This is a genomic window from Pedobacter sp. KH_004 (assembly GCF_057840755.1).
On record NZ_CM174519.1, the window covers coordinates 1869913 to 1884233 of the forward strand.

The window sequence follows — 14321 nt, forward strand, 5'->3', positions numbered from 1 at the left end:
TCTGCATTCTCCTTAATGTTAGCTTAGCATAAAGCTTAACATCCGGCAGGGAAAATTTATTTTATCAATCCCATAATTATTAGTGAAACTACTATGGCGATTCCGAAACTCAGCAAGGTACCAATTAGTACATATTCGGTTAATTTTAAATCGTGTGCTTCTTTTAAATCGCCAAAGCGGAAAATAGATTTAGCCGCCAACAGAAAACCTACAGCCTCAAAGTGATTGGTGAGGATGAAAACAAAAATCAATGTCCGCTCTAAAATACCAATATATTTCCCTGCATTCTGCAAAGATTTCGGACTCTCATCGTCGCTTTCTGGTAACCACTTGGCAATAATTACTTTCATAATGATGGATGTTGGCATAGTCAAAAATAAAACGCCCGAAATTATAATCCACGTGTGCGTTTCATTTATAAAACTGATATTTAAATAACCATTATAGAAAAAATTCCATACTAATACAATAGAGCTGAAGTGCAAAAGCTGGTCAACAAAAAATAAGATTCTGGCATTTTTATTTGTTTGAAAGATCGATTTTAAGGCATCAATTATGAGATGCAAGGCACCGATTGATAAAGCTATTTTCCAAACATTAAAGCTTAAAAAAACAACAAAAATTAATCCTATATGAACCAGGACATGTAGATATAATTTGCTTGATTTTAGCTTCTTTCTTTCCTTATCTTTCACCCATGAATTAGGTTGCAGAAAAAAATCTCCAACTAAATGCGCTATAATGATTTTAATTAAATAGATCTCCATTATTTCGAAAGCGTTTGGTTCAATTTTTTACGGTATAATTTATCCATCTCCATCAATTCAGAATAATGAGCACGTTTTAAAGCCTCACTTACCAAAGATTGGGTTCTGCCTGAAAGCACGGCTAGCTCACTTTGCAACACATTTTCGTTTTCTAATGCCAGTTTGACCATTTCTGCAGCAACTATTCCCCAACTATCCATTGCAATTAAAGACAGCTTAATCATAACATTAATTTCTTCATCGAAATCAGGGAAGTCAGTTTTAATAGCCAGATTAACTTTTGCTTGTTTTAAGCTATCAAAAGCTGCTCCAGAGTTTACAAATGCATCTCCACTTGATTCTGAAAGTTTTTTACGCTTGCTTTTTATATCACCGATTCCAATGCCCATCCTCACATCTGCAGGTTTATTTATTCTGATACAAGCTTTTAGATAAGCTGCAGTTTTGATAGCATTTTCTGTCTCTACCTCTACCTGGAAGCTATCCCCACGATAAATCTCCCACTTATTATTCTGCTTTGAAACTACTTTTAAAGCATTTTTTAAGCTCAATAACCAGCTATCCTTTATCTTTCTTGAACCTATTATATCACCTGTTATAATACAAATCATAATACAATATCGGATTATTAAATCATATTCCAAAAATTATCGGCTAATTACCCGATATTTCTATTTATCGGCTAATTACCCGATATTTTAAATTATCGGCTAATTACCCGATATTGATTTAAAACTTATAGCATGATTTATTGTTTAGTACTCATGGCATTAATAGAATTTACAAAAAGAGGTATTTACTGCAAGCAAGGAGATTTTTATGTAGATCCTTGGTGGCCTGTAGATTACGCCGTAACCACACATGGCCATAGCGACCATGTACGTTTTGGAAATAAACATTACCTCTGCCACACCTTAACAAAGCCTATAATTAAACGCCGCATTAGCGAAGATTTAAATGTAGAAACCCTTAATTATGGCGAAAGCATCGTTCGTAACGGTGTAAATATTTCATTTTATCCTGCAGGCCATATCATTGGTTCGGCACAAGTTAGATTAGAATATAAAGGGGAAATCTGTGTTATTTCCGGCGATTATAAAACTGAAGATGATGGGATCAGTGATATTTTTGAACCCATAAAATGCCATTCATTTGTATCTGAAAGCACTTTTGGTTTACCTGTGTATAAATGGCAAAAACAAGATCTCGTTTTCGATAAAATTAAAAGTTGGGTTAGCGATAATATTCCACAACAAAAAACAAGTGTATTAATTGCATATAGTTTAGGAAAAGCACAACGTTTAATTAAAAATCTTGCGGGCAGTGTTCCTATCTATGTTCACAATAGTATCGCAAACCTAAATGAAGTAATTATCAATGCTGGTGTAAACTTGCCAGAAACGATTAGAATTACACCCGAAACTACCAAGGATGAATTACAGAGGGGAATTGTAATTGTGCCACCAGCCATGCGTGATAGCCGATGGATTAAGAATTTATCCCATCCGGTTACTGGTATTTGCTCAGGTTGGATGCAGGTTCGGGCACACCGTCGCTGGCAAAGTGCCGATGCGGGTTTCGCCCTCAGTGACCACGCCGATTGGACAGGGCTAATGGATGCCATTACTGCAACCGGCGCAGAAAAAGTTTATGTTACCCATGGTTTCACGGCCGCTTTTAGTCGGTTTTTAAATGATGAGGGCATTGAATCAGAAGAAGTAATGACCAAGTTTGGGCAAGAAGACGATGAAGAAAATAAAGTTGATCTTGCTGACGGAGAGAATCAAAAGAAAGAAACTGAAAACATAAGCGCAGAATGAAAAGATTTGCAAAACTCATTCAGCAGCTTGAATTGAGCAATAAAACCAATGACAAAATTGCTGCATTAGTAGATTATTTTAATTTTGCCGATGATAAAGATAAGATTTGGGTCATCGCCCTGTTCACAGGTAAAAAGCCCCGTCGACCAATTAAATCAGCATTGCTTAAATATTGGGCAATAGAAATTACACAAACACCCGAATGGTTATTTTCTGAAAGTTACTCGAACGTGGGCGATTTAAGTGAAACCATTGCCCTGCTCCTCCCGCCTGCAGAGAAAACTTCAGATATTCAATTACATAAATGGATTGAAAATTTGCACGATTTGGAAGGTAAAGATGATGAAACTAAAAAAGATTTCATCTTAAATGCCTGGAATACCTTAGAAACACAAGAACGATTCATTTTCAATAAACTTATTTCAGGCAATTTCAGAATTGGGGTTTCCAATAAGATGCTGGTGAATGCCCTGGCCAAGCAAAGTAGTTTGGATAGTGCCCAAATTATGCATAGCATTATGGGCAAGTGGAATCCTTATGAAATTACTTTTACCGAGCTGATTAATGGGGCACATGTAAATACAGATAACTCCTGGCCGTATCCCTTTTGCCTTGCTTATGCTTTGGAGCAAGAGCCAGAAAAGTTAGGCGATATTGCCGAATGGCAAGCCGAATGGAAATGGGATGGTATCCGCGGACAAATTGTTAAAAGAAATGGTGAATTATTTATATGGAGCAGAGGCGAAGAATTGGTAACAGAGCAATTCCCAGAACTACATTTTTTAATTAATATTTTGCCAGATGGTGCAGTTTTAGATGGTGAAATACTAGCGGTACAGGACAAGCAGGTTTTATCTTTTAGTACTTTACAGCAACGTTTGAACCGCAAAACGATCAGTAAAAAACAACTGGAAGACGCCCCTATTGGTTTCTTCGTTTACGATATTCTGGAGTTTGAGGCAAATGATTTTCGCGAACATCCTCTTAGTGAAAGAAGAAAAATATTAGAGCAGTTAATTGGTAGTTTAGATGAAAGTGCTGTAATTCTATCACCAGTTATAAAGTGTAAAACCTGGGAGGAATTAGCGGAGTTAAGACAAACCTCACGTTCAATTAACAGTGAGGGAATTATGCTTAAAAAACTGAGTTCACATTACCACAGTGGTCGTAAACGTGGCGATTGGTGGAAGTGGAAAATAAATCCTTATACCGTTGATGCAGTGATGATTTATGCCCAAAAAGGTAGTGGCAGAAGAGCAAATTTTTTCACCGATTATACCTTTGCCGTTCGCGATGGCGAAAACCTGGTTACTATTGCAAAGGCTTATTCTGGCCTAACCGATAAGGAAATTAAAGAAGTGAATTCTTTTGTAACCAAAAATGCAATAGAAAAATTTGGACCAGTGAGAACCGTAAAACCGGAACTTGTTTTCGAAATTGCATTTGAGGGAATTGCAGAAAGTAAAAGACACAAAGCTGGTTTGGCACTCCGTTTTCCACGGATTTTAAGATGGCGGAAAGATAAAAAAGCTGCTGAAATTAACACATTAGATGATTTGCGACAGTTGTTAGCATCAACGTTTATAAATGATTAGAAAATCAGGTTTCTGTGTTTATCGGAACCGAAAGCCCTGCCATACACTTTACTCACCCGATTAAAAGAATCGGGTTTCGTGCTCGCTCCTGTCAGGTTTATTTTACTTAGGTTTACCTTACTATTTTAAACCCGACAGAAGCGAAAATTATCCCGATTTTTCATCGGGAATTGTAGCAAATGGCGGGACTAATGCTACCAAAGAATTACTGAAATTGCTTTTCAAGTTAAAAATTTAGAATTACAATTATACATGGACCAAACGAAAACCAAAGGCTACAAAAAAATTAAGCAATGGCTTAAAGCCAATGGTCGTAAACCATTTAAATTTCAGGAAGATGCCTGGCAAAACTACTTAAACGGTTACAGCGGATTGGTGAATGCTCCAACAGGATTTGGTAAAACATTTTCGTTGTTTTTGGCCATAGCCATAGAGGCGCTAAATGCATCAGAATTAAGCAATAAAAAAGCAAAAGACCGTTTGCAACTCATTTGGATTACCCCACTTCGCTCCCTGGCTAAAGATATTGCAAGAGCGATGCGTGAAACACTTACCGAACTTGAATTAGATTGGCATGTTGGAGTAAGAAACGGCGATACATCGCAGGCAGAGAAAGTTCAACAAAAGAAATCGATGCCCGAAATTTTATTGATTACACCTGAAAGTTTGCATCTTTTGCTGGCACAAAAAGGCTCTTCAACTTTATTTAAAAACCTGAAATGCATAGTAGCAGATGAATGGCATGAATTGTTGGGAAGTAAACGTGGTGTATTGGTAGAACTTGCTATTTCCCGGATTAAAGGTTTGCAAAAATTGGAAAAAAATCAGTTTTTAAGAGTATGGGGAATTTCGGCGACCATTGGAAATATTGAAGAGGCTTTGGATGTTTTGGAGCCTGATGAAACGGCGAAAAGAATCATTATCAAGGCCGACCTAGAAAAGAAAATCATCATTAAATCCATTCTTCCCGATGATATTGAAACCCTGCCTTGGGCCGGGCATTTGGGTTTAAAACTGGCTTACAAACTTCTGCCTATTATTGAGAAAAGCAAAACCACTCTTATTTTTATCAATACCCGCGGGCAATCGGAAATGTGGTACCAGCACTTGCTAAATATCGAACCCGAATTGGCAGGAAGGATTGCTATTCACCACGGTTCAATAGATTTTGAACTCAGAAACTGGATTGAGGACGCATTACATACGGGGCAACTGAAGGCTGTTATTGCGACTTCATCCTTGGATTTAGGTGTAGATTTTAAACCTGTTGATACCGTTGTTCAGGTGGGTTCGCCTAAAGGTGTTGCCAGGTTTTTACAACGTGCCGGCCGTTCGGGGCATTCACCCCATGAGGTTTCGAAGATCTATTTTTTGCCGACACATGCTTTAGAATTAGTAGAAGCAGCAGCAATTAAAGAAGCGGCCAAAACCAATAATATAGAAAGCCGTGAGCCGTTCATTATGGTTTTCGATACTCTGGTTCAGTACCTGGTTACTTTAGCTATTGGAGATGGCTTTGATGACAAGATCATTTATGAGGAAATCAAAAATACCCACGCTTTTAAATTAATCTTGCCAGAGGAATGGTCTTGGGTAATGCAATTTATTACTTCAGGTGGCGATAGCTTAGGTGCTTATAATGAGTTTAAAAAGGTAACGAAAGATGAAGACGGATTGTGGAAAGTTAAGAGCCGACAGCTGGCTATGCGACATCGTTTGCATATCGGTACTATAGTAAGTGATGCGATGTTAAAGGTAAAATTTCTTTCCGGCGGGTATATCGGCATGGTAGAAGAATATTTTGTTACCCGCTTAAAAGCCGGCGATAATTTCCGTTTGGCCGGTCGGGTTCTGGAGTTTGTTCATGTTAAAGATATGACGGTAATTGTTCGCGTGAGTAAACAAAAAAATGCCATTTCTCCAAGTTGGAATGGTGGCCGTTTGCCTTTGTCTTCAAACTTGGGTTCGGTATTGCGGAAAAAATATAATGAGGCATTGGATAAAACCCATAACGATGAAGAATTGGATTCTGTGTATCCATTATTTCTTTTGCAAGAAAAGCGTTCTCATGTACCACGCAATGATGAATTGTTAATTGAATTGATTAATAACAAAGAAGGTTTTCATCTTTTTGCTTACCCATTTGAAGGGCGTTTAGTTCATGAAGTTTTGGCGGCTTTGGTAGCCTACCGTTTGAGCAAGCTTTTGCCGATAAGTTTTTCTATTGCAATGAACGATTATGGTTTTGAGCTCTTAAGCGAAACCGAAATTCCTATGGATGAATCTATCGCTTACGAAGTTTTCTCGCCAAAAAATTTAACAGAAGACATTACGCTAAGTATCAATTCAACAGAAATGGCTCGAAGAAAGTTCCGCGATATTGCCTGCATTTCAGGTTTGGTTTTTCAGGGGTATCCTGGTAAATATGTTGCCAATAAACATCTCCAGTCATCTGCAGGTTTATTTTTTAATGTTTTTAGCGATTACGATAAACATAATTTACTTTTGCGCCAGGCATACGATGAAGTTTTTTATCAGCAGTTGGAAGAGCCAAGATTGGCTGCCGCGTTAGAAAGAATTCAAAATAGTGAGGTAATCATTACCCATCCTCAGAGTTTTACACCATTATCATTTCCGATTAAGGTTGATAGTTTACGGGAAAATATGAGTTCGGAAGAATTGGAACAACGAATTGCAAGGATGAAAGCTGAATCGGAGAAATTTAAGTAAATTACCCTTTTACTGTTTCGTGATTGCGAGGTACGCAATGACAGACTATATTAGATAAAAATAATGACAATCACAAGCCACGGAGAAGAACTGATTTTAGATAAAGAAAGGGCTTTATACTTACCACAACATCAACTTTTAGCCATTAGCGATTTGCATTTGGGTAAATCTGCACATTTCCGTTCTGCTGGTGTACAAGTACCATCTACCATCGCTCAAAATGATTTACAGCGATTAGGTTTGCTCGTTGAAAAGTACAAACCCAAAACGTTATTGATTAATGGTGATATGTTTCATCATGGTTTAAATACCGATATCGATGAGTTTGCAGCATGGAAAAAGCAATTTAGCGAACTCACTTTCTTGCTTGTAAAAGGAAACCATGATAGGTTAGCAAATGCTGATTATGAATCAATGCAAATTGAAATACATGAACCAAGTTTTTGTTTAGGGCCTTTTTGCTTTATTCATGATGCTCCAAAATGTACCGAAGAAGAATTGTATCCGATAAGTGGCCACATTCATCCTGGTGTTACTGTGGTGGGTAAAGCAAAACAGCGTTTAAAATTTCCATGTTTCTTCTTTGGAAAAGAGTACGCAGTTTTGCCAGCATTCAGTACGTTTACAGGCCTTTATAACATTTACCCGAAGACTAATGAGCAAATATTTGCGGTTACGCCCAATAAAGTAGTCGAAGTATAATTAAGAATGAGAATCGATGATCTGTTTCAATTGCGAAGCTTGCAAAACACCACTTTGACGCCAAACTTGTTTTCCTTGTTTAAATAACATTAGAGTAGGTACACTTTGAACAGAATATGCAGCCGCTGCAGCCTGATTTTTATCGATATCAACCTTAATAATCGAAACGGAGTCGCCAACCTGGGATTTCAATTGTTCTAAAATGGGCTTCATCATTTTGCAAGGTCCACACCACTCAGCAAAAAAATCTACCAAAACTGGTTTCTCTCCATTTATTAATTCTGAAAACTTAGCCATAATTTAAGTCGTTAGTCGTTAGTCGTTAGTTGTTAGTCGTTAGTCGTTAGTCGTTAGTCGTTAGTCGTTAGTCAAAAAACAGCATTAACGTGATTTGGTTTTAAACTAAAGAAGTCAAGTTTTTCAAAACTTGACTTCTTTTTGTTCTAATTAAATCTCTCTGTTAAAATCCCAGTTTTCCAGGTAATCAGCCACTCTTCTAATAAACATCCCTCCTAACGAACCATCCACAACTCTATGGTCGTAAGACAATGAAAGGAACATCATGTGGCGAATTGCAATAACATCACCATGTTCAGTTTCTAAAACTGCAGGCTTCTTTTTAATGGCGCCTACAGCTAAAATAGCAACTTGCGGTTGGTTTATAATGGGTGTACCCATCACGTTTCCAAATGAACCAACATTTGTTAATGTGAAAGTCCCACCTTGTGTTTCATCCGGTTTAAGTTTTGAAATCCTGGCTCTTGCAGCTAGATCGTTAACGGCTTTTGTTAAACCAACTAAATTTAACTGATCGGCATTTTTTATCACAGGAACAATGAGGTTTCCGCTTGGCAAAGCCGCTGCCATACCAATATTGATATCTCGTTTCTTGATAATTTGCGTTCCGTTAACAGAAACGTTAATCATTGGGAAATCTTTAATGGCCTTTGCTACTGCTTCAACAAAAATTGGCGTAAATGTTATTTTCTCATTTTCACGTTTCTCAAAGCTATTTTTCACTTTGTTGCGCCATAAAACCATATTCGTCACATCTGCCTCAACAAATGAAGTTACATGTGGAGATGTCGTTTTGCTCATCACCATATGGTCGGCAATAAGTTTACGCATTCTATCCATTTCAATAATTTCATCGCCACCAGAAACTGATGTTGTCGATGTTTTAGTTGCAACCGGTGCTTGTGTTGATGCGGCAATAGGTTCAGCAGCTGGCTGATTGGGAACATTTGAAATGGTTGGTGAGGCATTCGCTTGCCCACCATTTCTGCTTGAAATATAATTTAATAAATCATCTTTGTTGAGCCTGCCATCTGCACCAGAGCCTTTTATTGAATCGAGTTCTTCAATGGAAATATTTTCTTGAGAAGCAATGCTTTTGACCAGAGGAGAATAAAAACGGTTTGGAGAAGCAAAATCAGCTTGCACTTCAGATGTTTTTTCTTGCTGTAATTCTGCTAAGCCCGGAATGTCTTGAGGTTGTTCTTCTTCAATGACAGCGATTTGTTGAGCAGGTTCTTCGGTTTTAGCGTCGCCGCCACCCGCAGTTTCTATAATAGCAATTACATCACCAACTTGCGCAACTTCATCTTCCCTAAATATTTGCTTTACCAATTTACCGGCAACAGGTGAAGGTACTTCAGAATCTACTTTATCTGTTGCAATTTCCAAAATTGTGTCATCCAAATCAATTGAATCTCCAATTTGTTTTACCCATTTAATTACGGTTGCTTCGGCAACACTTTCACCCATTTTTGGTAACAATAGTTCGTATTGAGCCATATTAAATTACAGTATTATATATTGGTATTGCGACAAAAATACAGTTTTTATTCGTTGTAAAAGTCTTCCCTAAGTAGATTTAATAACATCATTAATGCTGATGCAGCCGAACGTTCGATGTTTTGAAGGCGTTTGTTACTGAAATTAAACACTTTAGCAACTGTTTTATTCGTTGATGAAATCGCAATCCACACGGTTCCAACAGGCTTATCTTCGGTACCACCATCGGGTCCGGCTATACCACTTACTGCAATAGCATAATCAGTTTTGAAATGTTTAATTGCGCCTTCGGCCATTTCGGTAACCGTTTCTTCACTCACCGCACCAAATTTAGATAAGGTAACTTCTTTCACGCCCAGAATCGATTCTTTCAGTTCGTAGGCATAGGCCACAGCTCCACCCCAATACACAGATGAACAGCCAGGATGTTGAGTAATCAAATGGGCAATATATCCACCGGTGCAACTTTCTGCAGTAGATAAGGTTAAACCTTTCGATTTCATTAGATTGAGAATGGCCTGCTCGAGCGGGAGATCTTCATCAATTACAACAAACTTTTTAACTTTTGTGATAATCTGTTGAGCATAAACTTCAACTTCAGCCTTCAAGGTCAATTCATTATCGCCCTTGGCAGATAAACGCAAACGTACCTGGCCTAATTTAGGTAAATATGCAAGCTTAATATGCGGCGGCAAACTATCTTCGATTTCTTCAATTTCCTTCGCTAAAAAAGATTCGCCAATATTAGCAGTAAGAATAGTTTTGTGTACAATTGACGGTAACTTAAACCGGGATTTAATTCTTGGCAGTACTTCATCGTCCATTAAATACATCATTTCGTACGGAACTCCAGGCATTGACACAAAAATCTTATCGTGCTCCTCAAACCACATGCATGGAGCGGTTCCGTTTTTATTAACGATCACTTCGCAACCATCTGGTACATCAGCTTGCTGAATGTTAATATCTAACAAAGGGCGTTTGAATTTCTCGAAAATCTGACGAACCATTTCTAAGGCTCCTGCATCGTTTCTGAAACCCATATTGAAATATTTAGCCAAAGTTTTCTTGGTAATATCATCTTTCGTCGGACCTAGACCGCCGGTTATTAAAATGATATCTGCTCTGGTTTCAGCATCAGCTAATGCAGATAAAATATGTTGTTCATCATCAGAAACTGATGTAATCTGTTTAACCGAAACGCCAATTAAATTTAATTGTTTAGCCATCCAGGCCGAATTGGTATCAACAATTTGACCGATGAGAATTTCATCGCCAATGGTTATAATTTCAGCTAGCATAATTTACTGGTATGTATTGTAGAAACCTTGTCTTTTGCTCAATTTTAAATCTTGAAGAATTGAGGCCTTAACTTTTAATGTTACAGAATAACTCTTATAAGCACCATAAGGAACCCAATTCACACTCATATCCCAACAATGTAAGTCGCGGTAAATTCCTATGTTCATTGGTGTTAACCCATTATTTTGAAAATCGTAACCCGAATTGAAAGTAAATTTCCACTTAGGTGTCAGATTAAAATCTCCATTAAAGTTTAGCGTATTACTTGTTGTACTTACGCCAAAATCGTTACTGTATTGAAAACTGTAAGAGAATGAGAAATTCCATGGAATATTGAAATCTACAAAAGCATTTGGATCTCTGCTGATGGCAGCCAATTGTTCTGATTGCAATGGCGATAAGCCTTTTTCCTTTGCAGTTTCGCTCAATTTATCATTGGCTTCATTTTTCTTTTTCAAGGCATCCGGATTTAAGCTGTAATCGAATGAAAATCCGATGTTAGTTAGTCGGGCTAAGCGGCCACCTCTCCTCAGGGTGAAATTATTGCTTCGCGTAAAAGTTCTTTGTCCGGTAACAGGATCTACACTTTCATCTAAATCATAAGGATCGAACGTACCATTGTAGTTAATTCCTAATTTATCTGTAAACTGAGAACGACCGTTAAAACTCAAGGTAGAAAGTTTATTTCTCGGAGCCAGAAAATTATAAGAACCAGAAATACTTAAACCTTGAATAATTGGAATTTTTCGCTCTCCGGTACCAGTGGTATCTTTGCTCGATTTAACTTTTAATTCCACCGTATTATCTACACCGAAACCGATAGCGGCAGCCTTGCCTGGAAAAGAACCTTGATAAGCCATCCCCTGGAAAACAGAATAGGTTAACGGCTGCTGATAAGTATCTCTTATTTCTTTACCATTTTGATCAATTGCCGCCAAAAACGGACCTCTACCTGCTTTAGTAAAATCTGGCGAATAATTAAATGAAACGTTAGGTGTAATTACATGGCGCATAGCCATAATGTTCCCCAGATTCTTAAACTTCTTTTGACCATAAATTTTGGTAGACATACTGGTAGAAAGACTATAACTTCCGGCTCTTTTAAAACCGCTTAAAGTATCTATCCTTTCTGTATAGGTTCCATCATCGAAACTTGTAAATCTTTTATTGATATGTTGAAAATTCCAAACCTCGTTATAGCTACCACCCAAAGAGAAGTTTAGATATTTTAGGGCTGTAAACGACATGTTGATGGGAATGCTGTGACTGAAACCAGATCTCAGTCGCTTTAAACCGTCGTTTTGAAACAGTAAACTATCCTTTGTATCTATGGCATTCGTTCCTTGTAAAGCATATCCAATGGTAATTTTCTGATACCATTTTTGCTCCCCCACGCGAGTTTTTGAATCGAATGGACTAAAAGTTGGCACGTTAAAAGTTGCATCGGGTAACCTAATCGATACATCCCTTGTGCGCAAGGTCTGATTACTCGTCATCGATAACGAATAATTCATATTGTTGGAAAAAGTTTTGGAATAACTGATACTACTATTGGTGGTATTGTTTGCAATCGCATTTAAATCGTAGTTCAAATTAGCAGGACTATTGGTGTAATAGCTACTTGAAGTAACGTTAACACTGGCACTAAAAGTTGTTCCGGGGTTGGCGTTTGCGTTTTGCGAGTGCGACCACCTAATGCTAAAATCCTTATTCGGATTTTCGAAAGCTTCAGTGCCCTCTAAACCGTTTTTCACACTGTTGTAGCTAATACCTACGTTTCCGCTAAATTTATATCTTTTGATGTAGTTACTGGTCAAATTGGTCTCGTAAGAACCATTCGTGTAAATACTTCCCAGCAATTTAGCGTCCCAGTAATCGTTTAAACCAAGATAATAACCCCCATTTTGTAAAAAGAAACCACGTGTTGCATCCTCGCCAGGACTTGGTAAAATTATGCCTGAAGTTCTTTTATTAGGTTTAGGAAAAAATGCAAATGGTAAACCTATAGGCGTAGGTACACCTTCAAAAACCATGTACATTGGTCCACTTATAATCTGCTTTTCCGTGGCAATACCTTTTGTAATCAAAATCCCGAAGTGAGGATGAGGCAAATTACAGGTACTGTACATCACATTTTTAATGTGCAACTCATCATCAATTTGTTTTTTACTTTGTCCGCCGGAGAAAAAGCCACCCTCCTGCTCAGAAAATACACCGTAAACTTTTGCCTTAGTAGTTTCAGAATTATAATAAAGTGAATCGGCTATTGCAGAACCATCGGTTCCCGATTTAAATATCGGTTTACCAACGTATCTATTGGTTTTAGAATCCGTTCTTCCACTGGCAAAAATCAGTTTATTTTGCGAATCGTAACGGATATAATCTGCATCGAGTTCGAAGTCGCCATAATTTACCCTGGCGTTTCCATACATGTATATAATACTCTTGTTCTTGCTGAAACGAACTGAATCGGCCCGGTACTCTACTTTTTGATCCAAACCACTATTATTTGGAGATGCTTTTTTCGATGTATCTCTTTTTGATGTGTCTTGCTGGATTATTTGTTGCAATGAAAAAGAAGAAAATGCGTTAGCTTTACCAACACCATGTGTTAATAAAATGACAGAAATTAGTAAAATAGAGCTAGTAAGAAGTTTCAAATTCGTATTTGAATGTTATTTTTGCACAAATGTTTAATCAAAAACGTTCAAAATTAGTGAAAAATATACCATTGATGTATCTTAAAACCATTTTAACATTTATTATTTGTATTACTTTATTCAATACAATTGATAATCAAGCCTTTGCGCAAGAATATAAAATTAAAACAATCGTAATCGACGCTGGTCATGGAGGAAAGGATGGCGCCACGCATGGTGTTTATTCTAAAGAAAAAGATGTTGCTTTAAAAACAGCACTTAACTTGGGTAAAGCACTTCAAGATAGTATAAAAGATATTAAAGTAATTTACACGAGGCAAACTGACGTTTTCATTCCCTTGTACGAACGCATCAACATCGCTAATAATGCAAAAGCTGATTTATTTATATCTATTCACTTGAATGATATGCCGGTAAGGGTATCGAAAGTGGTTGATTATTATAAAAAAGTTAAGGGTAGAAAAGTTCCTGTTTACCGTTCTGTCGTTTCGAAAAGTACCTCTACACGGGGCACGGAAACCTTTGTATCTGGTACAGGCCGTTTAGGAGAGCAAGATGAAGTAATCAAAAGGGAAAATGCTTCGATGTTTTTAGAGGATAATTATCAGAAAAACTATGAAGGTTTTATTGCCAATACACCTGAGAATGACATTATGCTTTCTTTGATGAAACAAACCAATAGAGAAAGAAGTTTAAAATTTGCGTCGCTTTTACAGCAAGAATATATCAATGCTGGCAGAATTAACCGCGGCGTGCAGGAAAAAAGTTTGGCAGTATTAGCGAGAGCATCAATGCCTGCAGTTTTAACTGAAATTGGTTTTGTAAGTAATCCCGATGAGGAAGATTATATGAACTCCGCAGAAGGTCAAACAGAAATTGTTAATGGAATAATTAAAGCGATTAAAAACTATAAACGTATTGCCGAAACATCTTTCTAATCTACCCCAT

Annotated in this window: 11 protein-coding genes and 1 pseudogene; 5 read left to right on the forward strand and 7 right to left on the reverse strand. The window is 37.4% G+C overall.

Annotated elements, in window-relative coordinates; genetic code table 11:
* Positions 1–56 precede the first annotated feature (56 nt).
* From AC3ITD_RS07980 to AC3ITD_RS07990, 3 genes and pseudogenes are all read right to left on the reverse strand, one after another.
* On the reverse strand, positions 57–350 hold the full coding sequence (locus AC3ITD_RS07980) for a hypothetical protein (protein WP_489366746.1): 294 nt from the start codon (positions 348–350) through the stop codon (positions 57–59).
* 63 nt (positions 351–413) lie between these two features.
* A pseudogene (locus tag AC3ITD_RS07985) lies at positions 414–767 on the reverse strand (DUF3307 domain-containing protein); the annotation flags it as partial.
* Positions 767–1378 carry a SatD family protein gene (locus AC3ITD_RS07990; RefSeq protein WP_265798746.1) on the reverse strand — a complete coding sequence of 204 codons (612 nt, stop codon included), beginning with the start codon at positions 1376–1378 and terminating at the stop codon, positions 767–769. The pseudogene AC3ITD_RS07985 and the gene AC3ITD_RS07990, both read right to left, overlap by 1 nt.
* A 132-nt stretch (positions 1379–1510) precedes the next feature.
* Here AC3ITD_RS07990 and AC3ITD_RS07995 point away from each other — a divergent pair, with 132 nt between their 5' ends.
* The 4 genes from AC3ITD_RS07995 to pdeM all read left to right on the forward strand — a co-directional run bounded on the left by AC3ITD_RS07995 (position 1511) and on the right by pdeM (position 7614).
* A complete protein-coding gene (locus AC3ITD_RS07995; protein WP_265798744.1) occupies positions 1511–2587 on the forward strand; it encodes a ligase-associated DNA damage response exonuclease in 1077 nt (358 codons plus the stop codon).
* Positions 2584–4182 carry an ATP-dependent DNA ligase gene (locus AC3ITD_RS08000; protein WP_265798743.1) on the forward strand — a complete coding sequence of 533 codons (1599 nt, stop codon included), beginning with the start codon at positions 2584–2586 and terminating at the stop codon, positions 4180–4182. Before AC3ITD_RS07995 ends, AC3ITD_RS08000 begins: the two co-directional genes overlap by 4 nt.
* Before the next feature lie 252 nt (positions 4183–4434).
* Positions 4435–6912 (forward strand): ligase-associated DNA damage response DEXH box helicase, encoded by a 2478-nt coding sequence (locus AC3ITD_RS08005; protein ID WP_265798742.1) that lies wholly within the window; start codon positions 4435–4437, stop codon positions 6910–6912.
* A gap of 63 nt (positions 6913–6975) precedes the next feature.
* Positions 6976–7614 (forward strand): ligase-associated DNA damage response endonuclease PdeM, encoded by a 639-nt coding sequence (gene pdeM, locus AC3ITD_RS08010; protein WP_265798741.1) that lies wholly within the window; start codon positions 6976–6978, stop codon positions 7612–7614.
* On the opposite strand, the gene trxA is transcribed toward pdeM, so the two are convergent.
* From trxA to AC3ITD_RS08030, 4 genes are all read right to left on the reverse strand, one after another.
* Positions 7615–7911: a thioredoxin gene (gene trxA, locus AC3ITD_RS08015; RefSeq protein ID WP_056848903.1), complete on the reverse strand. Its 297-nt coding sequence runs from the start codon at positions 7909–7911 to the stop codon at positions 7615–7617.
* Between the two features lie 150 nt (positions 7912–8061).
* Entirely contained in the window at positions 8062–9411 is a 1350-nt protein-coding gene (locus AC3ITD_RS08020; protein ID WP_489365531.1) for a dihydrolipoamide acetyltransferase family protein, read from the reverse strand.
* Positions 9412–9458: 47 nt separating this feature from the next.
* A complete protein-coding gene (locus AC3ITD_RS08025; protein WP_265798739.1) occupies positions 9459–10712 on the reverse strand; it encodes a competence/damage-inducible protein A in 1254 nt (417 codons plus the stop codon).
* A gap of 3 nt (positions 10713–10715) precedes the next feature.
* Entirely contained in the window at positions 10716–13373 is a 2658-nt protein-coding gene (locus AC3ITD_RS08030; protein WP_489365535.1) for a putative LPS assembly protein LptD, read from the reverse strand.
* 74 nt (positions 13374–13447) lie between these two features.
* On the opposite strand from AC3ITD_RS08030, the gene AC3ITD_RS08035 reads away from it, so the two are divergent.
* A complete protein-coding gene (locus AC3ITD_RS08035) occupies positions 13448–14311 on the forward strand; it encodes an N-acetylmuramoyl-L-alanine amidase family protein (RefSeq protein ID WP_489366649.1) in 864 nt (287 codons plus the stop codon).
* Positions 14312–14321: the final 10 nt, after the last annotated feature.

Coding starts and splice junctions, on each gene's coding strand:
- AC3ITD_RS07980 (WP_489366746.1), bottom strand. CDS start 350: ATGAAAGTAATTATTGCCAAGTGGTTACCAGAAAGCGACGATGAGAGT.
- AC3ITD_RS07990 (WP_265798746.1), bottom strand. CDS start 1,378: ATGATTTGTATTATAACAGGTGATATAATAGGTTCAAGAAAGATAAAG.
- AC3ITD_RS07995 (WP_265798744.1), top strand. CDS start 1,511: ATGATTTATTGTTTAGTACTCATGGCATTAATAGAATTTACAAAAAGA.
- AC3ITD_RS08000 (WP_265798743.1), top strand. CDS start 2,584: ATGAAAAGATTTGCAAAACTCATTCAGCAGCTTGAATTGAGCAATAAA.
- AC3ITD_RS08005 (WP_265798742.1), top strand. CDS start 4,435: ATGGACCAAACGAAAACCAAAGGCTACAAAAAAATTAAGCAATGGCTT.
- pdeM (WP_265798741.1), top strand. CDS start 6,976: ATGACAATCACAAGCCACGGAGAAGAACTGATTTTAGATAAAGAAAGG.
- trxA (WP_056848903.1), bottom strand. CDS start 7,911: ATGGCTAAGTTTTCAGAATTAATAAATGGAGAGAAACCAGTTTTGGTA.
- AC3ITD_RS08020 (WP_489365531.1), bottom strand. CDS start 9,411: ATGGCTCAATACGAACTATTGTTACCAAAAATGGGTGAAAGTGTTGCC.
- AC3ITD_RS08025 (WP_265798739.1), bottom strand. CDS start 10,712: ATGCTAGCTGAAATTATAACCATTGGCGATGAAATTCTCATCGGTCAA.
- AC3ITD_RS08035 (WP_489366649.1), top strand. CDS start 13,448: ATGTATCTTAAAACCATTTTAACATTTATTATTTGTATTACTTTATTC.